This window comes from Streptomyces termitum (assembly GCF_014650175.1).
Taxonomy (GTDB): domain Bacteria; phylum Actinomycetota; class Actinomycetes; order Streptomycetales; family Streptomycetaceae; genus Streptomyces; species Streptomyces termitum.
The window spans coordinates 79,555-98,780 of record NZ_BMUL01000001.1; the positions used below are offsets into that span (position 1 = coordinate 79,555).

Consider the following 19,226-nt stretch of genomic DNA (forward strand, 5'->3'; position numbering starts at 1 on the left):
GAAGGGGGTGCCGCCTCCGGCGCGTCAGCGGTGGCTCTGGGCGGCCAGCTCCTTCGCGGCCTCGGTGAGGTCCTTGGCGGTGTCGATGGCCCGCCAGTACGCCCCCTGGGGCAGCGGGAAGCCGGCCAGGCGCTTCTCGCGGGCGAGGCGGGGGAAGGTGGTCCGCTCGTGGTCGCCGAGGTCGGGCAGCAGCTCGGTGAAGCCGGGGGAGAAGACGTACACGCCGGCGTTGATGAGGAAGGGCGACGGCGGCGCCTCGACGAAGTCGGTGATGTGCCCGAAGGTGTCGGTCTCGACGGCGCCCCACGGGATGCGGGGGCGGGCCAGGGCGAGGGTGGCGGTGGCGTCGCGCTCGTCGTGGAAGGCGGCCATCTCGCGCAGCGAGAAGCGCGTCCAGATGTCGCCGTTGGTGGCGTACCAGGGTTGGTCCGGCGCGGGCAGGTGCGCGGCGGCGTACTTGAGGCCGCCGCCGCGGCCCAGCGGCTCGGTCTCGACGACGGTGGTCACCTTGAGCGGCAGGTCGGCGCCGGCCAGCCACTCCTGGAGGACCTCGGCGAGGTGCCCGCAGGAGACGACGGCGTCGGTCACGCCCTCGGCGGCCAGCCAGGACAGCTGATGGCCGATGATCGGCGTCCCGGTGCCCGGGATCTCGACCATCGGCTTGGGGCGGTCGTCGGTGTAGGGGCGCAGCCGTGAGCCCTGGCCGCCCGCCAGGACCACGGCCTGCGTCGGAGTGGTGTGCATACGGGGAACGATAGGTGTCCCGTACGCGCGCGCGGGGCGTCAGCGCACGATGAACGCCGGATCCGGCCCCGAGCCACGTGCCCCGTACGCGCGCGGGGCGTCAGCTCGCGCGCATCACGCCGGTCGCGTACGCGGTGTCGCAGACCGGGCGGGAGAACGCCTGGGCGCGGGCGGGGCCGTAGTGCTGGACGGCGGCGCGGCCTAGGGCGCGGGCGATGGACACGCAGTGCCCGGCGAGGGAGGGGCGGTTCTCCACCTCGCGCTGGAGGTGGGTGAGGGCGACGCCCGGGTCCTTCTCCTGGAGCTCGGCGAGGAGCCGGTCGCGGAGCACGTCCTGCGGGGCGCGGGACTTCGCGGGGGTGGAGACGTCCGCGGCCGAGGCGGCCAGCAGCTGGTTGCCGTCGGACTGGCCGGCCCACGGCACGGCGGACACCGCCAGCGTTCCGGACAGGACCAGGACGACGGGGAGGACGAGGGCGAGGGAGCGGCCGATGCGGCGGGCAGAGTGCGTCACGGAGGCGAGCGTAGCGGCCGGTAGTGATATGGCGACATTTAGTCACTCTCACGGGGGACGGCGCTCCGTGGTCTTTCGAATCCCGGGTTGACGCGGAGGGGTTTCCGGGCCCCGAATGCCGGGGTTTTCGGGGGTGTGCCCGTTTAAACGAACGACCCCGCTTCCGCAAGGGAAACGGGGCCGTTCGCCACTTCTTTCCGGCGAGGGGTCACTCGCTGATGCGCTGCTCCGTGGACTTGGAGAAGACGTGCAGCTCACCGGCGCGCGGGACGACGTGCAGCGTGGAGCCCTTGGCGGGGATCTCGCGGCCGCCGACGCGGATGACGATGTCCTTGTCCTCGCCGCCGACGCGGGTGGAGCCGTAGACGAAGCCGTCGGAGCCGAGCTCCTCGACCACGTTGACGGTGACGGCGACGCCGTCCTTGCTGGTGGCGCCGGAGACGTCGAAGTGCTCCGGGCGGACGCCGACGACGACGGTGGTGTCGCCGTTGGCGGCGGCGGTGGCGAGGGCGTCGCGGGAGACCGGGACGACGCTGTTGCCGAACTTGACGCCGCCCTCGGTGATCGGGACCTCGATCAGGTTCATGGCCGGGGAGCCGATGAAGCCGGCGACGAAGAGGTTGGCGGGCTTGTCGTACATGTTGCGCGGGGTGTCGACCTGCTGGAGCAGACCGTCCTTCAGCACGGCGACGCGGTCGCCCATGGTGAGCGCCTCGGTCTGGTCGTGGGTGACGTAGACCGTGGTGATGCCCAGGCGGCGCTGGAGGCCGGCGATCTGGGTGCGGGTCGAGACGCGAAGCTTGGCGTCGAGGTTCGACAGCGGCTCGTCCATGAGGAAGACCTGCGGCTCGCGGACGATCGCGCGGCCCATGGCGACGCGCTGGCGCTGACCGCCGGAGAGCGCCTTCGGCTTGCGGTCGAGGTACTCGGTGAGGTCGAGGATCTTCGCGGCCTCTTCGACCTTGGCGCGGATCTCGGCCTTGTTGACGCCGGCGATCTTGAGGGCGAAGCCCATGTTGTCGGCGACGCTCATGTGCGGGTACAGCGCGTAGTTCTGGAACACCATGGCGATGTCCCGGTCCTTCGGCGGCAGGTGCGTGACGTCGCGGTCGCCGATGCGGATGGCGCCGCCGTTGACGTCCTCCAGACCGGCGAGCATGCGCAGCGAGGTCGACTTGCCGCAGCCGGAGGGGCCGACGAGGACGAGGAACTCGCCGTCCGCGATCTCGATGTCGAGCTGGTTGACGGAGGGCTTGGTGGCGCCGGGGTAGATCCGGGTCGCCTTGTCGAACGTGACGGAAGCCATGGTGATGTGTCCCTTCACCGGCAGGAACGTGCCGGACGATCCGAGTAAAGGAAGGATTGAGGTCTAGTCCACCTGGGTGAACCTGAGGTGACGCTACCTGGCGATGCCCGTTCTGTCAGCAGTTCGAAGGACGTGAGATTTCCGACCGTCGCGTCACCGGCGTTGGATACACTGCACGGGCTGCCTCCTTAGCTCAGCTGGCCAGAGCACCGCTCTTGTAAAGCGGGGGTCGTCGGTTCGAACCCGACAGGGGGCTCTGTCTTCGCGAGGGGCCGGCACGGGGAGGTTTCCCGGCGCCGGCCCCTTTCGCGTGATCACGGCCGTTCCCCCTACGTGCCAGAAGGCCCTGGATCGCTGTCCTTCCGGGCCTGGCGGATCATCTCCCCGAGCTTCCCCGCGATGTGCTGATCACGATCGCTCGTCATGTGCTGACAGATCAGCGCGGCCCGGGTGGCCCAACTCCGTGACGTCGGCCCTCCGCCGGAGCGAGCGTTTCTCGGTACGGAACATGTGCGGGTGCTCGTTCCGATGCGCGCAGGTGAACGGGAGTACGTGGCGCTCGAAGACAGTTCCACAGGGGCAGAAGCTGCTGGCGCTGGCCCATCAGGTCCAGCTCGAAGGGGACCTGGGGTACATCCCCGCCACGGGAGAGATCGACCTCGACCTCGACCGCGAGGACCCCGACAGTCCGGCGCCCGAGGACATCGCGTACCTCGGCAGGCTCCGCCGCCCCGACGGCCAGGGGACCTTCCTCCTCATCGCGGGCATTCACGCGATCGGATCGCTGGGTGTGGCGCACTTCCTCGCCGAGAACATCACCGGCATCTACCAGGAGGCCGGCGCGAAGCCGTTCTCCATGGTGATCGCCGCCGACTACGAACCGGGCACCAAGACGATCCTCGGCAGCCGGGCCTTGAGCGGCGTTCTGCTTCACGAGACGGCCTAGCGTGCGGGTCCTCCAGACGAGCGTGCCTCGCCCTGGGGCGCCCAACGAGGACTTCGTCCTGTCCAGTCGCACCGCGGTTGTGGTACTGGACGGCGCCGGCCTGGCCCCCGGCATCGCGACGGGATGCGGGCACGGGGTCGTCTGGTACGTGGAGCAGCTGGGCGCCCGTCTCCACGCGGCGGCGGTCCGGGGAGAGGTTCCGCTTGCCGACTGTCTCGCGGAGGTGATCGGTTCCACGGCGGACGCGCACCGGGACACCTGCGCCGTCGACGATCCGTTCTCCCCGTCCGCGACCGTGGCGGTGGCCAGGGTCCCGGCCGGGCTCTTCGAGTGGCTGGTACGGGGGACTGCACGCTCGTCCTGGAGAAGGACGGGAAGGCCACGGCGGTGACCGACGACCGTCTCGCCCACATGGCAGCGGAAGCCCGCCAAACTCTCGCCGCGATGGCCCCGGACTCGGAGGAGAGGAGGAGGGCTCATCAGATCCTCGTCAGGCAGGAACGCGGTCTTCGCAACACACCGGGCGGCTACTGGGTGGTGGCAGCCGATCCGCAAGCGGCCCACCACGCCCTCACCGGCACCGAACCCGCCACCGACATCCAGCGGGCAGCCCTCCTGACCGACGGCGCCGCACGCCCCGTGACCACCTTCCACACCACCGACTGGAACGGCCTCCTGGACCTCCTCACCCACCACGGCCCCCGGGCCACGATCCACACGATCCGCGAGACGGAACACTCCGACCCCCACCTGAACCGCCGGCCCCGCAGCAAGCAGCACGACGACGCGACGATCGCGCACCTGCACCTGCACCTGTAGGGAGCTGTTACAGGTTTCTCTACCTCATCAAGGCACCCGCCGCGCACGGCGCGGCGCGCGCGGCCCGTCGCCCGGGCCTGCGCTCCTGTCTTCGCCCCGCTCCAGCCCGGCCGCCGTCCGCACGCCTGACAGCTCGGGTTGATGGGCGACGAACCACGACGCGGCCGAGGCGGTACACAAGTGCGGCTCAAGACGATGCCTCCGGCGGGGGCGCTCCGACTCCGGGATGGGAGGGGACCGTACGCGGGTGCCGGCCGGTGGGATGGGAGCGGGGAGGTGGCGTGCGTGTGCCAGCGCGACCCCACGGGACATAACTGCGTCCATTATGGACGCGACAGCGGTCTATGTGTACGATACTCCGTACTCAATGGACGTTGGGTGGGGTGGTTCTGTGGGAAGGAGTTTTTCGTGAGGGTCTATGCCTACTGGAACAACAAGGGCGGTACCGGTAAGACGAGCTTGGTCTTTCAGTCGCTGTGCTTCTACGCCGACCAGCATCCGGAGGAGCGCATCCTCGCTATCGATGTATGCCCGCAGGCGAACCTTAGTGAGCTGCTGTTCGGTGGTCTTACCAACCAGGGGAGTCAGAGGCTGCTGCTGCAGCAGGGGGAGATCCCCCGTAAGACCCTGGGCGGGTACTTCGAGAAGAGGTTGCCGTCGCCTTTCACCATGCCGGCCGTAACGCCCAGCGACTACATCTCGACGCCGAACAACTTCAACTCGGCGGTCCCTTCAAACGTAGATCTGATTGCGGGCGATCCGCTGCTGGAGCTGCAGAGTAACGCCATCTCGACCCTGGCGAACACTCAGATTCCCGGTACGAATTCATGGCTCAAGGTCATTGACTGGATCCGTGACCTGATCGAAAGCCTGGACGGGAAGTACGACACGATCTTCATCGACTCCAACCCATCGTTCTCGATCTACACTCAGATCGCCCTTTCGGCTGCCGATCGTCTGGTTCTGCCCGTAATGGCTGACGACTCGTCTCGCCGCGCGATCCAGAACGCCTTCTCCCTGATTTACGGTCTCAAGCTTCCTTCCGAGATCTACTCGACCTATGCCTTTGCTACCCGCTTGCAGGCTGCGGAGCGGGTGCTGCCGAAGGTGCATCTGATCGCGAAGAACCGTCTGACTCAGTACATGGGGTCTGCTTCGGCCTACGCGGCTGTGCTGCGATCCATCGACGACGACATCGATGGACTGCTTGAGGATCACCCTGAAATGTTCACATTCACCAAGGTGGAGGACGGTGTCGTGGATATCCGGGACTTCCAGACGACGGGGGTCGTTGCCTTTGCACGTGGGTGTCCCTTCTACGCGCAGAGGTCTGGCCGCTTCGATGTGATGGGGAAGCGAGTTCGGGTAGACCCGAACTACTTGACGAACTGCGTTGAGGCTGTCCAGGGGTTGGTGGCCCACCTTTAGGTGGGGTGGCAATACAGCAAGTACGTACCGCAGCCTCATCGATCACGACCACCCCGCAGCGTCCCTCAGAATCCCGTAGCGACTGGCGTGACCGCCACTGAACGATCCCGGTGGAGCTGCGGGGCAAGAAGGCCCTGACATCCACGGCTGACATCAACGACGCCGTACGGGGGCGCACACGAGCGTCCTCGTACGGCAGCCGTGCCGGCGGGCAGGATGGTCGTCGGTGGCTTCCGATCGAACTTGTAAAGCGGGGGTCGTCGGTTCGAACCCGGCAGGGGGCTCTGTCTTCAGGAGGGGCCGGCACGGGGAGGGATCCCGTGCCGGTCCCTTTTGCGTGGGGGTTATGCCGGGGCCGTCCCGGTCCCGAGGGTTCCGGTGCGGAGGGTTTCCTGGAGGGCGTGGGTGATCTCCTCCGGTTTGAGGGTGATGCTGGCGAGGCCGGTCGGGGTCAGTGGGATTTCTTCCAGGGCGTACTCGCCGCGGCCTTCGGTGCTGAACTCGGGGCCGGTGCGGGCGGCGAAGGACCAGGTTGTGATGTGGGCGAGGTAGAAGAGTTGGCGCTCGTCGCCGGTCTCCATCGTGTGGAGGAGGCGGACGATGTCGGCCTTTCCGGCGATCTCCTCGTGGATCTCGCGGTGGAGGGCGGCCTCGCGGGAGGCGTCGTCGGGTTCGACGCCGCCGCCGGGCAGGACCCAGTACTCGGGGATGCCGGGGCGGGTGCGGCGGATGACCAGCATCGTGTCGTCGGGGGTGATGAGGACGGCGCGGACTCGTTCGGTCATGTCGGTCGGTCTCCTTGGTGGTTGAGGGTGCCAGTGGAGCAGCCGGATGCTGTTGAGGGGACGGATCGCCCTGTGGCGAACGGGGCGGAGGAGCCGTCGGGGCGGGTGTGGAGTTTCTGTGTGCAAGGGCTTCGTCGTCCGGGACAATCTGGGGGCGCGGGGGTGTTCACGTGGTGCGGGGTGTGTGGGGAGGGGTGCGCGGATGGGGCGGCGTTCCGGGGGGTTGATCGGGCTGTGGGCGGAGCAGCAGCGGGCGGCGCAGCGGCAGCGGGAGGAGCGGGAGGCGGCCCTGGCGCGGCAGCGGCGGGAGGCGGAGCGGCAGCAGCGGGCGTACGAGCGGGACGTGTCCCGGATGCAGCGGGAGCAGAAGGCCGCCTACCGGCGGCACCGGGACGCCGACGCGCTGCGGAGGACCCGCGAGATCGACGAGCGGGTGGCCGTGCTGGAGGGGCTGCTCGCCGCCGGGTGCCGGGCGCCCGCCTTCCGGGTGGAGTCGCTGCGGCGGAGCGAGGAGGTCGAGCCGTTCGCTCCCGGGGCCCTCGCGCAGCCCGTACCCATGCCCGACCAGCGGCGCTACTCCGGGCGTGACGCGCGGGCGCGGTTCGAGCGGGACTGGTACGCCGCGCAGGCGGCCGAGGCGCGGCGGCTGGAGTCGCTGGCCGCGTACCGGAGGGAGTACGACGCCTGGGCCGCCGCCCGGACCGCCGAGATCCGGGAGCACAACCGGGGGGTCGCCGGGACCGGCGCGGCCCTGGCCGGCGGTGACGCCGAGACCGTCGTCGACTACTTCTCGGCGGTGCTCTTCGCCTCCGCCGGCTGGCCCGACGGGTTTCCGCGCGAGGTCTCGGCCGCCTACGACCGGGGCGGGCGCGGGCTCGTCCTCGACTGGGACCTGCCCGGTTACGAGGTCGTTCCCGAGACCAAGGGCGTCAAGTACCTGCCGAGCACGGACCAGGAGAAGGAGGTCGCGCGGCCGGTCACGCAGCGGCGGGCGCTGTACCGGAGCGTGCTCGCCCAGAGCGTGCTGCTCGCCGTGCGGGAGCTGTTCGCCGCCGACGGGTTCGGGGCCCTGGAGTCCGTCGCCCTCAACGGGTACGTGGACGGCGTCGATCCGGCCACCGGGCTCGCCTCCCGGGTGTGCGTGGCCTCGGTCGTCGTGTCCCGGCGGGACTTCGACCGGCTCAATCTGGAGCTCGTCGCCGCCGTGGACTGCCTGACCGGCGCGCTCGCCGGGCGGCTCTCCGGGAAGCCCGACGAGCGGGCCGCCGTCGCCCCGTTCCGTACGCCCGACCAGGTCGGGGGCGACGTCGTGGTGCAGGGGGACGGCGAGGAGCCCGACCTGCTGGCCATGGACCCGATCGCCTTCGAGGGGCTCGTCGCCGAGCTCTTCCGGGCCCGCGGCCTCCAGGCCGTCACCACCCGCCGCTCCAACGACGGCGGGGTCGACGTCGACGCGCTCGATCCCGACCCCATCAGCGGCGGTTCGATCGTCGTCCAGGTCAAGCGGTACCGGAACACCGTCCCGCCGTCCGCCGTGCGCGACCTGTACGGGACGGTGCAGGGCGCGGGTGCCAACAAGGGCGTCCTCGTCACCACGTCGAAGTTCGGGCCCGGCTCCTACACCTTCGCCGACGGCAAGCCGCTGACGCTGATCTCGGGCACCGAACTCGTCGACCTGCTGCGGCGGCACGGGCTGCGGGGGCGGCTGGGCGACGGGCGGCCGGAGGAGGCTCCCGCTCCCGCCGCCGCCTCCGCCGCCGCTGATGCTTCCGGCGACTTCAACACGCTGGGGATGGTCTGGCGGGGCTCCGTCGCCCTCGACGTCTGCGCGCTCGTCTGCGCGGGCGGCCGGGTGCTCGGCGACGAGTGGTTCGTCTTCTACAACAACCCGGCCACGCCGGACGGTTCGGTCGCCTTCGCCCCCGCGGCCTTCGGCGACCGGGCCGCCGTCCGCGTCGGCTTCGACGCCCTTCCGGCCCGCGCCGACCGGGTCGTCCTCGTCGCCGCCGTCGACCCCGAGGTCAACCCGGACGCCGACCTGCGCGGCTTCATGGAGGCCGGGATACGGCTCCGGGACGCCTCCGGCGGCGAGCTGGACCGGCTGGTGGTGTCCGACGGGCGGCCCGGGGAGACGGCCCTCGTCCTCGGGTCGTTCCGGCGGCGGGCCGGGGGCGACTGGGACTTCGTGGTCGGGGGGAAGGGGTACGCCGGCGGGCTCGGGGAGCTGGTCGGGGACTTCGGCGTGGAGGTGGGGTAGGGCTCGGTCTTCGCCGGAGCCGCCCGGGTGCCGGGCCCCGGGTGCCGGGTCCCCAGGCGCCAGGCCCCGGGCCCCGGTTGCCGGGCCCTCCCGTCCCTTATCTGCCGCTCAGTCGGTTCGCCCAGGTGGCGATGGGGTCGGTGGTGGCCGTGTGGGTGGTGGTCTCGCGTTGGTCGGCGCCGCGGAAGGCGGCGTACATGGTCTGGACGCCGAGCCAGCGGAAGGGTTCGGGTTCCCACTTGCGGACCTTGTGGTTGACCCAGGGGAGGGCCGTGAGGTCGGTGGGGCCGGACTGGCCGGAGTCCTGCTGGATGAGGTCGCGCAGGGTGCGGGCGGCGAGGTTGGTGGTGGCGACGCCGGAGCCGACGTAGCCGCCCGCCCAGCCGAGGCCGGTGGAGCGGTCGAGGGTGGCGGTGGCGCACCAGTCGCGGGGGACGCCGAGGACGCCGGACCAGGCGTGGTCGATCCGGACGCCGGCGAGCTGCGGGAAGAAGCGGACGAGGATCTCGCGCAGGGCCTCGACGGTCCGCGGCTGGGTGCGGCCGTCGTTGTCGGTCTTCGAGCCGAAGCGGTAGGGGACGCCCCGGCCGCCGAGGGCGATGCGGCCGTCGGCGGTGCGCTGGGCGTACATGTAGGCGTGGGCCATGTCGCCGAGGGTCTCCAGGCCGTTCCAGCCGATGGAATCCCACTGGGCGTCGGTGAGCGGTTCGGTGGCGACCATCGAGGAGTTCATGGGGAGCCAGGTGCGGCGCTGGCCGGCGAGGGAGGCGGTGAAGCCCTCGGTGCAGCGGAGCACGTAGGGGGCGCGGACCGTGCCGTAGGGGGTGCGGGCGTGCTTGGGCTCGATGGCGGTGACCGGGGTGGACTCGTGGACGGTGACGCCGAGGGCCTCGACGGCGGCGCGCAGGCCGTGGACGAGCTTGACGGGGTGGAGGCGGGCGCCGTGCGGGGTCCAGGAGGAGCCGACGGCACCGGCGACGCGGATGCGCGCGGCGGTCTCGCGGGCGCCGTAGATCTCGCGGTCGGCCTCGCCGAAGGCGTGCTCGGCGGCGTGGAACTCCTTGAGGCGGGCGAGCTGGGCGGGGGTGAGGGCGACTTCGAGGACGCCGCCGCGGTGCTGGTCGGCCTCGATCCCCTCGGTGTCGAGGACGTCGAGGACCTCGGTGACGGTGGCGTTCATGGCCTGCTGGAGGCGGACGGCGGCCTCGTGGCCGTGGAGCTTGGCGTAGCGGTCGCGGCCGGCGATGCCGTTGTAGAGCCAGCCGCCGTTGCGGCCGGAGGCGCCGTAGCCGCAGAAGCGGGCCTCCAGGACGACGATGTCGAGGAAGGGGACGGCCTTCTTCAGGTAGTAGGCGGTCCACAGGCCGGTGTAGCCGCCGCCGACGATGCAGACGTCGGCGGTCCGGTCGCCGGGGAGGGGTTCGCGGGGTGCGGGCAGGCCCTCCTGGGCGAACCAGAAGGAGATGCCGCCGTTGACCGTGTCCGTACTGCTGTTCATGCCGTCCCTCTTCCCGGTGCGTGGCCGGAGGGTACCCGGGGGGCCGGGCCGCTGGGAACGGGTGACCGCGGCGGGGGGAACGGGCGCCTCCGGGTGCGCGGAGCGGACGGCCCGGCCGGGTCCCCGCCCCCGTAGGCTCGTGACGTGATCCACGTACCCGAGGAACTCGCGGCGTCCCAGGCGAAGTACAACGGCGCGGCGGGACGAGCCTTCGTCGCCGCGCTGCCCGGCCTGGCGGCGGACTTCCTGGACCGCTGGGGGCTGCGGCTCACCGGCCCCCCGATGCACGGCGTCGCCTCCCTGGTGCTGCCCGTCGACCGGGACGGCGGCACCCCCGCCGCGCTCAAGCTCCAGCTCCTCGACGAGGAGAGCGAGGGCGAGCCCGTCGGGCTGCGGGTCTGGGACGGCGACGGGGCCGTACGGCTCCTCGACCACGATCCGGAGACCGGCACCATGCTGCTCGAACGGGCCGACGAGACCCGGCACCTGTCGCGCCTCGGGGACGAGCGGGCGGCGGTGCGGATCCTGGCCGGGCTCCTCGCCCGGCTCTCCGCCCGGCCCGCCCCGCCCGGTCTGCGGACCCTCGGCGCCACCGCCGCCGCGATGCTCGGCGCGGCCCCCGGCGCGGCGGCCCGGCTCGGCGCGGCCGACGCCGCGCTCCTGACGGACTGCGCCGCCGCCGTCCGCGAGGTCGCGGCCGAGCCCGGCGACCGGCTGCTCCACTGGGACCTGCACTACGACAACATCCTCGGCGCCGACCGCGAACCCTGGCTCGCCATCGACCCCAAACCGCTCGCCGGGGACCCCGGCTTCGAGCTGCTGCCCGCCCTCACCGACCTGTGGAACCCGGACCCGGCCGCGATCCGGTGGCGCTTCGACCTGCTCGCCGAACACCTCGGGCTCGACCGGGACCGGGCGCTGGCCTGGACGCTCGGCCGGGTGCTCCAGAACGGGCTGTGGGACGTCGAGGACGCGGTGGAGGCCGGTGAGGAGCCCCGGCTCGACGCCCACCAGGTGGTCATCGCGCGGGCGCTGATGGCACGCTGACCTCGTGATCCGTACCGCCGCCCCCGCCGACGTGCCCGCCGTCCACGCCCTGGTCCGCGAACTCGCGGAGTACGAGAAGGCCCTCCACGAGGTCCGGATGACGCCGGACCAGCTCCACGAGGTCCTCTTCGGCGAGCGGCCCGCCGCCTACGCCCACGTCGCCGAGGACGCGGAGGGGCGGGTCGTCGGCTTCGCCCTGTGGTTCCTCAGCTTCTCGACCTGGCGCGGCGTGCACGGCATCCACCTGGAGGACCTGTACGTCCGCCCGGAGGCGCGCGGCGGCGGCCACGGCCGGGCGCTCCTCGCCGAGCTGGCCCGGCTCTGCGTGGCCCGCGGCTACCAGCGCCTGGAGTGGTCGGTGCTGAACTGGAACCGGTCCGCGATCGGCTTCTACGAGTCCCTGGGCGCCCGCCCGCAGGACGAGTGGACGGTCTACCGGCTGACCGACGGACCCCTCGCGGCACTGGGCGCCCCGGCGACGGTGTAGGAAGTCCCCATGTGCAACGACCACGGCAATCACGACGACGACCCGGGCGTCGAGGCCCGCTTCCAGCGGATCACCGCCTTCATCGAGGCCCGGCTGACCCCCCTCTTCGACCCGGCGAACGGCAGCGACCACGGCTTCGGGATGGACGACACCTCCCGCGCCCTGCGCGCGCTGCGCTACACCGTGCAGGCCGCCTCGGCGGTGAACGGCCTGGTGGAGAAGCGGGAGACGGCCCCCGAGCTGCGCCAGGTGGTGGACCAGGCGCTGGAGCACAACTGGGACGCGCTGCGCTCCGTCGCCCGGATGTGGGAGGACCACGAGGACTTCCGCAAGGAGTTCAAGGCGCACTCCTGGGACGTGCTCGGCGTCTGACGCCGGGACGGCCCGGGGTCCCTTGATTCCCGGTCAGGGGATCAGGACCACCTTGCCCACCGTGCCCCGGTTCTCCAGGGCGCGGTGGGCGCCCGCCGCCTCGGCGAGGGGGAAGCGGTGGACGGCCGGGCGCAGGGTGCCGTCGGCCGCGGCGGCGAGCGCGGCCCGTTCGAGGTTCCGGATGTCGCCGCCGGCCTTCTCGATCATCACCGGGCCGAGGACGGAGCCGGAGGTGATGCCCCGCTCGGCCAGCTCCTCGTCGGTGAAGGTGAGCGGTTCGCCGTCGTGGAGGCCGGCGCCGGACCAGCCGAAGACGAGGTGCTGCCCGCCCGGCCCGAGGAGGTCGACGGCGGTGCGGCCGGTGTCGCCGCCGACCGAGTCGAAGACGACGGTGGCGGTACGGTCCCCGAGCGCGGCCCGCACCTCGTCCGGCCAGTCGGGGCGGGTGTAGTCGACGGCGATGTCGGCGCCGTTCGCCCGGACCAGGGCGGTCTTGCGGGGGCCGCCCGCGAGGCCGACGACGGTGGCGCCGGCGTTCTTCGCGTACTGCACGAGGAGGGTGCCGATGCCGCCCGCGGCGGCCGGTACGACCGCCACCGACTCCGGTCCCAGCTCGGTGAAGCCGAGGATGCCGAGGGTGGTGCGGCCGGTGCCGATCATGGCGACGGCCTCCGCCTCGCCGACGTGGTCGGGCAGGGCGTGCAGCCGGGCGGCGTCGGTGACGGCGAGTTCGGCGTAGCCGCCGGGGTTCATGCCGAGGTGGGCGACGACGCGGCGGCCGAGCCAGGACGGGTCGGTGCCCTCGCCGAGGGCGTCGACGGTTCCGGCGACCTCGCGGCCGGGCACGGTGGGCAGTGCGGCGGGGGCGGGGAAGGGGCCGGGCAGGCCCTCGCGGAGCGCGGTGTCGAGGAGGTGGACACCGGCGGCGGCGACCGCGACGCGGACCTGGCCGGGGCCGGGCACGGGGTCGGGCACCTCCTCGTGGACGAGGTTCTCGGCGGGTCCGAAGGCGTGGAGGCGGACGGCGTGCATGACGGTTCCCCTGTCGTCGCTGGGACGTGCCCGCGGGGGCGGGCGCTGCCCCCACCCTCATACCTCGACCTTGCTTGAGGTCAAGGCGGTGCGGGTGCGGTCGCGGGCGTTGTCGGTGGCGTCGGCCACGATGGGGGGATGAAGCGAAAGACGACCGGGCCGCGCGCGCCCCGCAGGCCCGAACTGCGGCTGCCGCCCCTGGAGCCGTACGACGGCGGACTCGCGCCCGACGGGGACTACGACGGTCTCGAACTGTCCGGGCTCGACCTGACCGGTGCCTCGGGGGAGGGCGCCCGGTTCCTGGACTGCGCGGTGCGCGGGTGCGCGCTCGACGGGGCCCGGCTCGACGGCGCCCGCTTCCTGGACTCCCGGCTGGAGGGCGTACGGGGCGTGGGCACCGGCCTGGCCGGGGCGCAGCTGCGGGACGCCGAGGTGGTGGAGGCGCGGTTCGGCGGCACCCAGCTGCACGGCTCGGCGTGGGAGCGGGTCCTCGTCCGGGGCGGCAAGTGGGACTACCCCAACCTGCGCTCCGCGACCCTGCGGGACGTCGTCTTCGAGGGGTGCGTGCTGGTGGAGCCCGACTTCGGCGGCGCCGTCCTGGAGCGGGTCTCCTTCGTGGACTGCGAGCTGACCGGGCCCGATCTGACGGGCGTCCGGATGACGGACGTGGACCTGCGGGGCGTGCGGCGCCTGGACATCGCCCGGGGGGTGGAGTCGCTGGCGGGCGCGGTGGTCTCCTCGCCGCAGCTCCTCGACCTGGCCCCGGTCCTCGCGGCCCGGCTGGGGCTGCGGGTGGAGGACTGAGACGGGGGCGGGGGCGGGGCTACGTGGCCTTGACGCGGGGGAAGCGGGCCTGGAGGTCCCAGACCACCGGGTTGTCCGCCAGGCCCTCGTGCATGTCGGTGAGGTCGGCGATCAGGTCGTGGAGGAAGTCGCGGGCCTCCCGGCGCAGTTCGGCGTGGCCGAAGGTGAGCGGCGGCTCGTCGCCCGGCATCCAGTCGGCCTCGACGTCCACCCAGCCGAAGCGGCGCTCGAAGAGCATCCGGTCCGAGGACTCGGTGAAGTCCAGTTCCGCGTACTGCGGCTGGGCGGCCCGGCTGCCGCGCGGGTCCCGGTCGACCAGCTCGACGATGTCGCAGAGCGCCCACGCGAAGTCGAGGACCGGCACCCAGCCCCAGGCCGTGGACACCTCCCGGTCCTCCTTGGTGTCCGCGAGGTAGACGTCCCCGCAGAAGAGGTCGTGCCGCAGCGCGTGCACGTCCGCCCGCCGGTAGTCGGTCTGCGGCGGGTCGGGGAAGCGACGGGAGAGGGAGTAGCCGATGTCGAGCACGTCTTCGATGGTGTCACGGCGCGGGGGCGGCGGCGTACGGGGAGGGGGCCGGGGGCCGGGGCCGGGCGTACGGGCCGGGGCTCCGGGGGTACGTGACGGGGTTCGGGAGCCGGGTCCGGGCGTACGGGGCCGGGTTCCGGGCCTCCAGGGCCGGGTCCGGCCGTGCGGGAAGGGGATCAGGCCGTACGGGACGGGGTTCCGGGCGTACGGGGAGGGGGCGGTGGCGTGCCGGGAGGGGCGCGGCGCCGGGGTCCGAGCGGCGAGATCGGCGTGCGGGCGGCCCGCCGTGGCTGGAATGATGCCTGCCGGTTCCGTCGGCTCCGCCCGTGCCGACGGGGCCGGGTCCGTCCCGCCGGTGCCCCGGCGGGCCGGCTGGTCACCGCACGGCGTGGGGGAACATGGTGCTGAGGTTCGGTCTGCTCGGGCCGCTCGTCGTCCACGACGGGGCGGAGCCCCTTCCGGTGACCGGGCGCAAGACCCGGGTCCTGCTCGCGGCCCTGCTGCTGCGGGCCAACGAGACGGTCCCCAAGGACGTGCTCAAGGCGGCGCTCTGGGAGGACCGGCCGCCCACCAGCGCCGAGGCGTCGCTCGCCAACCACCTGACCCGGCTGCGCCGCTGCCTGGCGGCGGCGCCGGGCGGGGCAGGCCGGCTGCGGACCCTCGCCGACGGCTACCGCCTCGACGTCGCCGACGGCGAGCTGGACGCGGAGGTCTTCGACACCGAGGTGCGGGCCGCGCGGGCCGCGTACGGCCGCCGGGACTGGGAGACGGTCCTGCGGCACGCCACGGCCGCGCTCGCCCTGTGGCGCGGCGCGCCCCTCGCCGACCTCGGGCCGTTCGCCGAGGGGGAGGGCGCGCTCCGCGCGCACCAGCTCGGCGAGGACCGGCTCCAGCTCCTGGAGTGGCGGTACGAGGCGGGGCTCCACCTGGGCCGCCACCACGAGCTGGTCTCGCCGCTGACCACGCTCGCCGCCGAGCAGCCGCTGCGCGAGAACCTGCACCGCACGCTGATGCTGGCGCTGCACCGCTCCGGCCGCCGGGCCGACGCCCTCGCGGTCTTCGGACGGCTGCGGCGGTCCCTCGTCGACGAGCTGGGGGTGGAGCCGGGCGCCGCCGTCCAGCGGGCGTACCGGGAGATGCTGGCCGACGAGAAGCCCCCGGTACCGGCCGCGCCCTCCGGGGCGCCCTTCCAGCTGCCGGGCGAGCCGGAGGCGTTCACCGGGCGGGCGGCGGAGGCCGCCAGGATCCGGGAGCTGCTGCTCGGGGAGCCGGACGCGGCGCCGGAGCCGCCCGGCGGGCGCCGGGCCCGGGTCGTCGTGGTGTCCGGGATGGGCGGGGTGGGGAAGACCGCGCTGGCGGTGCACGTGGCCCACCGGGTGCGGGACGCCTTCCCGGACGGCGTCCTCCACGCCGACCTGCGCGGCTACGGCGTCCAGGGCGCGCGGACCGCGCGGGAGCTGCTGGCCCGTTTCCTCTCCGACCTGGGGGTCCACCACGACACGCTGCCGGACGACGCCGACGACCGGGCGCTGCTGCTGCGGTCGGCGCTGGCCGGGCGGCGGGTGCTGCTGGTCCTGGACAACGCGCGGGACGCGGCGCACGTGGCGCCGCTGCTCCCGGCGGGCGGCCCGAGCGCGGCCCTGGTCACCAGCCGGCAGCTGCTGGCCGAGCTGACCGGGGCGGTCACCGTGCCGCTGGCGCCCTTCCCGGAGGAGGAGCAGCGGGCGCTGCTCGCCGCGCTCTGCGGCGCCGACCGGGTCGGCCGCGAGCCCGAGGCGGCGGCGGCCGTCCTCGCGGCCTGCGGCGGGCTGCCGCTCGCCCTGCACATCGTGGGCAGCCGGCTGGCGTCCCGGCCCGCCTGGCCGCTCGCGCTGCTGGCGGGCCGGCTGACCCCGCACCGGGGGCGGCTGGAGGCCCTCGCGATGGGGACCGTGGACGTGCGGCACACCTTCGCCATGAGCTACACGGCGATGCGGGACAGCGACCGGCCGCTGGAGCGGGAGGCGGCCCGCGCCTTCCGGCTCCTGGGCCTGTGGGCGACGCATCCGCTGACCCCGGCGGCGACGGCCGCGCTGCTCGGCGTCACGGAGGCGCGGGCCGCCGCGCTGCTCGACGTCCTCGCCGACGCGCACCTGGTGCTGAACCCGGAGCCCGACCGGTACACCCTGCACGACCTGCTGGGCGAGTACGCGGCCCGCTGCACCGAGGAGGAGGACCCGCCCGGGGAGCGGGAGGCCGCCGAACTGCGGCTGCTGTCCTGGTACGTGGCGGCCCTCGCGGCCTCCTCGCGGGCCGCCACCCACGAGACGCAGCCCCCGCCGCCGCTGGAGCCGGAGCCGGAGCCGGGGCCGGGGTGGGTGCTGCCGTCGTTCACCGACGACGACGAGGCGATCCGCTGGGCGGCCCGGGAGCTGCCCGCCGTCCGGCAGGCGCTGACGCGGGCGGACGCGCTGGGCCGTTCCGACATGGCCTGGCGGCTCGCGGTGGGCCTCTTCGGCTACGCGGGCACCCACTGGTGGACGGGGGAGTGGGACGCCTGCCTGGCGCAGGCCATGGAGACCGCCCGCGCGCACGGCGACGAGCTGGGCCGGGCGTGGCTGCACCGGCGGACGGCCGTCGCGCACGGGATGGCGGAGCGCAACGAGGAGTGCCTGGCGGAACTGCGGCTGTCGCTGGAGCTGTTCACCCGGCGCGGCGACGTCCTGGCGCAGGCGTCGATCCTGGGGAACATGTCGGCGCTGTACCAGCAGGTCGGGGACGCCCGGCAGTCCCTGGTCCACGCCGAGCTGTCCCGCGACACGTACCTGCGGGCGGGGAGCGCCGGGGGCGGGACGGTCCGGGGCGAGGCGCTGGTCCTCAGCCGGATCGCGTACGCCCTGCGGTTGAACGGCGAGCCGGAGCGGGCGGCGGCCGACTACCGGCGGGTCATCGAGCTGCTGCGCGGGCGCGGGCACGGCGTCTTCCTCGCCACCACGCTCACCCAGTACGCCGACGTGCTGCGCGAACTGGGGCGGCGGGACGGGGCGTTCGCCGCGCTGGAGGAGGCGCGGGCCATCCGGGAGCGGATGAGCGACCGGGGCGGTACGGCCGACTGCCTGGTGTCGCGGGCGCTGGCCCACCACCACTTCGGCGAGTGGGCCGAGGCGCGGGCGGCCTGGGAGGAGTGCCTGGAGCTGGCGCGGGCGCACCGGCTGGAGCGGCGGGTGGAGCAGTGCGCGGCGGGTCTGGAGGAACTGGCGCGGGACGGGCGGTGAGTGTTCTCCCGCCCGGACCCGCGCCGGTTCCTCCGTCCCCCGTTCCCCCGTTGCCGCCTCGGCCCGCCGGGTTCCGGCGGGCGGAGGCGGCGATGTGGGTACTGTGCCGGGCGGCTCCAACGGACCGGCAACGAACGTCCAACGCGGCTTTCCGCGGGCCGGTTCAGCCCCGGTGGACGGCGCGGGCGACGCGCGGGCCGAGCCAGCGCTTGAGGCGGCGCAGCGCCTCCAGGCGGCCGGCGGCGCGGTCGAGGCGGTAGTAGAGCTGCGGGGGCACGTACGGGAGCAGCGGGGAGTGGCGCTGGCCGAGGAGCGCGAACATCCGCTCCGGCTCCAGGTCCATGTAGCGGGGCAGGTTCTCGTACCACCGGGCGCTGAGGCGGGCGGCGCTCTGCGCGGAGAGCAGTTCGGCGCGGCGCCGCTTGCCGTAGGTGGTGAGCGCGGTCTCCAGGTCGTCCGGGTGGGCGCGCAGGGCGGCGGCCAGGGCGAGGGCGTCCTCCAGGGCGAGGGTGGTGCCGGCGCCGATGGAGTAGTGGGTGGTGTGGGCGGCGTCGCCGAGGAGGACGGTGGTGCCCTGGTGCCAGGTGCGGGTGGTGAGGGTGCGGAAGCGGAGCCACTGGGCGGGTTCGGTGCCCCGGTCGCGGCCGATGAGGGGGTGGCCGTCGAGGAGGTCGTGGAAGAGCTTCTCCAGGAGGGCCAGGCAGTCGCCCTCGCCCATGGTGTCCAGGCCGAGGCCGGTCCAGGTGTCGGGGGCGCATTCGACGACGCAGGTGGAGCGCTCGCCGCTGAAGCCGTAGGCGTAGCACCAGATCCAGCCGTGGTCGGTCTCCTTGAAGGCGAAGCTGAAGGAGTCGAAGACCTTGGTGGTGCCGAGCCAGATGTAGGGGTTGCGGCCGGTGGTGAAGGCGGTGCCGTAGTGGCCGGGGTGGGCCTCGCGCAGGGCGCTGTGGACGCCGTCGGCGGCCACGATCAGGTCGGCGCCGTCGAGTTCGGGGGCGTCGGGCCCGTCGACCGGGTGCTCGTGGCGGACGTCGACGCCGAGGGCGGCCGCCCGGTCGGCGAGGAGGCCGAGCATCCGGCGGCGGCCGATGCCGAAGCCGGCGTCGCCCCGGTGGACGGTCCGCTCGTCGCGGACGATCGCGAGCCCGTCGGTCCAGGTCACCGAGGCGTCGGCGACGGCCGCCGCCGACTCGGGGTCGCCCGCCCGGAGCCGGTCGAGGAGTCCGGCCCAGTAGGTGACGCCCCAGCCGTAGGTGGAGCCGGCGGCGTTCCGCTCGTACACGGTGATCTCGTGGGCCGGGTCCTGCCGCTTGAGCAGGACCGAGAGGTACAGGCCGGCGGGCCCGCCACCGACGACGGCGATCTTCACGTGCGCTCCCACGGAGACATGACGCTGTGCACTGGAAC

Annotated in this window: 17 protein-coding genes, 1 tRNA gene and 1 pseudogene; 10 read left to right on the forward strand and 9 right to left on the reverse strand. The window is 73.3% G+C overall.

Annotated features, from left to right (window positions below):
* Positions 1-24 precede the first annotated feature (24 nt).
* From IE219_RS00435 to IE219_RS00445, 3 genes are all read right to left on the reverse strand, one after another.
* Positions 25-744 carry a nucleotidyltransferase family protein gene (locus IE219_RS00435; RefSeq protein WP_189974239.1) on the reverse strand — a complete coding sequence of 240 codons (720 nt, stop codon included), beginning with the start codon at positions 742-744 and terminating at the stop codon, positions 25-27.
* Between the two features lie 100 nt (positions 745-844).
* Positions 845-1,258, reverse strand: coding sequence for a hypothetical protein (locus IE219_RS00440; protein WP_189974241.1), 414 nt, complete (start codon positions 1,256-1,258; stop codon positions 845-847).
* A gap of 208 nt (positions 1,259-1,466) precedes the next feature.
* Positions 1,467-2,564: an ABC transporter ATP-binding protein gene (locus IE219_RS00445; protein ID WP_189974242.1), complete on the reverse strand. Its 1,098-nt coding sequence runs from the start codon at positions 2,562-2,564 to the stop codon at positions 1,467-1,469.
* 182 nt (positions 2,565-2,746) lie between these two features.
* On the opposite strand from IE219_RS00445, the gene IE219_RS00450 reads away from it, so the two are divergent.
* Positions 2,747-2,820: transfer RNA gene (locus tag IE219_RS00450), tRNA-Thr, on the forward strand.
* Positions 2,821-2,893: 73 nt separating this feature from the next.
* On the opposite strand, the pseudogene IE219_RS32660 reads toward IE219_RS00450, so the two are convergent.
* A pseudogene (locus tag IE219_RS32660) lies at positions 2,894-3,019 on the reverse strand (integrase); the annotation flags it as partial.
* 83 nt (positions 3,020-3,102) lie between these two features.
* On the opposite strand from IE219_RS32660, the gene IE219_RS00455 reads away from it, so the two are divergent.
* The 3 genes from IE219_RS00455 to IE219_RS00465 all read left to right on the forward strand — a co-directional run bounded on the left by IE219_RS00455 (position 3,103) and on the right by IE219_RS00465 (position 5,757).
* Positions 3,103-3,510 carry a hypothetical protein gene (locus IE219_RS00455; protein WP_189974244.1) on the forward strand — a complete coding sequence of 136 codons (408 nt, stop codon included), beginning with the start codon at positions 3,103-3,105 and terminating at the stop codon, positions 3,508-3,510.
* A gap of 330 nt (positions 3,511-3,840) precedes the next feature.
* Complete coding sequence (locus tag IE219_RS00460) at positions 3,841-4,329, forward strand: hypothetical protein (protein WP_189974246.1); 489 nt, start codon at positions 3,841-3,843, stop codon at positions 4,327-4,329.
* Between the two features lie 408 nt (positions 4,330-4,737).
* Positions 4,738-5,757 (forward strand): ParA family protein, encoded by a 1,020-nt coding sequence (locus IE219_RS00465; RefSeq protein ID WP_229849518.1) that lies wholly within the window; start codon positions 4,738-4,740, stop codon positions 5,755-5,757.
* Positions 5,758-6,101: 344 nt separating this feature from the next.
* Here the strand turns inward: IE219_RS00465 and IE219_RS00470 are convergent, their stop codons facing one another.
* Positions 6,102-6,542, reverse strand: a complete 441-nt coding sequence (locus IE219_RS00470; protein ID WP_189974249.1) for an NUDIX hydrolase — start codon at positions 6,540-6,542, stop codon at positions 6,102-6,104.
* 202 nt (positions 6,543-6,744) lie between these two features.
* On the opposite strand from IE219_RS00470, the gene IE219_RS00475 reads away from it, so the two are divergent.
* Positions 6,745-8,799, forward strand: a complete 2,055-nt coding sequence (locus IE219_RS00475; RefSeq protein ID WP_189974251.1) for a restriction endonuclease — start codon at positions 6,745-6,747, stop codon at positions 8,797-8,799.
* Positions 8,800-8,896: 97 nt separating this feature from the next.
* Here IE219_RS00475 and IE219_RS00480 read toward each other — a convergent pair whose 3' ends face one another.
* Entirely contained in the window at positions 8,897-10,297 is a 1,401-nt protein-coding gene (locus IE219_RS00480; protein ID WP_189974253.1) for an NAD(P)/FAD-dependent oxidoreductase, read from the reverse strand.
* Between the two features lie 144 nt (positions 10,298-10,441).
* Between IE219_RS00480 and IE219_RS00485 the strand changes: the two genes are divergently transcribed.
* From IE219_RS00485 to IE219_RS00495, 3 genes are read left to right on the forward strand one after another with little or no spacing between them, the layout of a single operon-like run.
* Positions 10,442-11,344, forward strand: a complete 903-nt coding sequence (locus tag IE219_RS00485) for an aminoglycoside phosphotransferase family protein (RefSeq protein ID WP_189974254.1) — start codon at positions 10,442-10,444, stop codon at positions 11,342-11,344.
* A gap of 4 nt (positions 11,345-11,348) precedes the next feature.
* Positions 11,349-11,831 carry a GNAT family N-acetyltransferase gene (locus IE219_RS00490; protein ID WP_189974256.1) on the forward strand — a complete coding sequence of 161 codons (483 nt, stop codon included), beginning with the start codon at positions 11,349-11,351 and terminating at the stop codon, positions 11,829-11,831.
* Positions 11,832-11,840: 9 nt separating this feature from the next.
* The gene (locus IE219_RS00495) at positions 11,841-12,203 is read left to right on the forward strand and encodes a hypothetical protein (protein ID WP_189974258.1); all 363 of its coding nucleotides are present in this window, start codon (positions 11,841-11,843) and stop codon (positions 12,201-12,203) included.
* A 33-nt stretch (positions 12,204-12,236) separates the two neighbouring features.
* Here the strand turns inward: IE219_RS00495 and IE219_RS00500 are convergent, their stop codons facing one another.
* A complete protein-coding gene (locus tag IE219_RS00500; protein WP_189974260.1) occupies positions 12,237-13,235 on the reverse strand; it encodes a zinc-binding dehydrogenase in 999 nt (332 codons plus the stop codon).
* A 138-nt stretch (positions 13,236-13,373) separates the two neighbouring features.
* Between IE219_RS00500 and IE219_RS00505 the strand changes: the two genes are divergently transcribed.
* Positions 13,374-14,039 (forward strand): pentapeptide repeat-containing protein, encoded by a 666-nt coding sequence (locus tag IE219_RS00505; RefSeq protein WP_189974262.1) that lies wholly within the window; start codon positions 13,374-13,376, stop codon positions 14,037-14,039.
* A 19-nt stretch (positions 14,040-14,058) separates the two neighbouring features.
* Here IE219_RS00505 and IE219_RS00510 read toward each other — a convergent pair whose 3' ends face one another.
* On the reverse strand, positions 14,059-14,565 hold the full coding sequence (locus IE219_RS00510) for a hypothetical protein (protein WP_189974264.1): 507 nt from the start codon (positions 14,563-14,565) through the stop codon (positions 14,059-14,061).
* Between the two features lie 398 nt (positions 14,566-14,963).
* On the opposite strand from IE219_RS00510, the gene IE219_RS00515 reads away from it, so the two are divergent.
* Entirely contained in the window at positions 14,964-17,819 is a 2,856-nt protein-coding gene (locus tag IE219_RS00515; protein WP_189974266.1) for an AfsR/SARP family transcriptional regulator, read from the forward strand.
* Positions 17,820-17,982: 163 nt separating this feature from the next.
* Here IE219_RS00515 and IE219_RS00520 read toward each other — a convergent pair whose 3' ends face one another.
* A complete protein-coding gene (locus IE219_RS00520; protein WP_189974941.1) occupies positions 17,983-19,188 on the reverse strand; it encodes an FAD-dependent monooxygenase in 1,206 nt (401 codons plus the stop codon).
* Between the last annotated feature and the right edge of the window lie 38 nt (positions 19,189-19,226).

What these genes read in the sequence shown, in the direction of transcription:
- IE219_RS00500 (WP_189974260.1), bottom strand. Translation starts at nt 13,235, where the DNA reads ATGCACGCCGTCCGCCTCCACGCCTTCGGACCCGCCGAGAACCTCGTC.
- IE219_RS00515 (WP_189974266.1), top strand. Translation starts at nt 14,964, where the DNA reads ATGGTGCTGAGGTTCGGTCTGCTCGGGCCGCTCGTCGTCCACGACGGG.
- IE219_RS00495 (WP_189974258.1), top strand. Translation starts at nt 11,841, where the DNA reads ATGTGCAACGACCACGGCAATCACGACGACGACCCGGGCGTCGAGGCC.
- IE219_RS00470 (WP_189974249.1), bottom strand. Translation starts at nt 6,542, where the DNA reads ATGACCGAACGAGTCCGCGCCGTCCTCATCACCCCCGACGACACGATG.
- IE219_RS00505 (WP_189974262.1), top strand. Translation starts at nt 13,374, where the DNA reads ATGAAGCGAAAGACGACCGGGCCGCGCGCGCCCCGCAGGCCCGAACTG.
- IE219_RS00435 (WP_189974239.1), bottom strand. Translation starts at nt 744, where the DNA reads ATGCACACCACTCCGACGCAGGCCGTGGTCCTGGCGGGCGGCCAGGGC.
- IE219_RS00480 (WP_189974253.1), bottom strand. Translation starts at nt 10,297, where the DNA reads ATGAACAGCAGTACGGACACGGTCAACGGCGGCATCTCCTTCTGGTTC.
- IE219_RS00445 (WP_189974242.1), bottom strand. Translation starts at nt 2,564, where the DNA reads ATGGCTTCCGTCACGTTCGACAAGGCGACCCGGATCTACCCCGGCGCC.
- IE219_RS00475 (WP_189974251.1), top strand. Translation starts at nt 6,745, where the DNA reads ATGGGGCGGCGTTCCGGGGGGTTGATCGGGCTGTGGGCGGAGCAGCAG.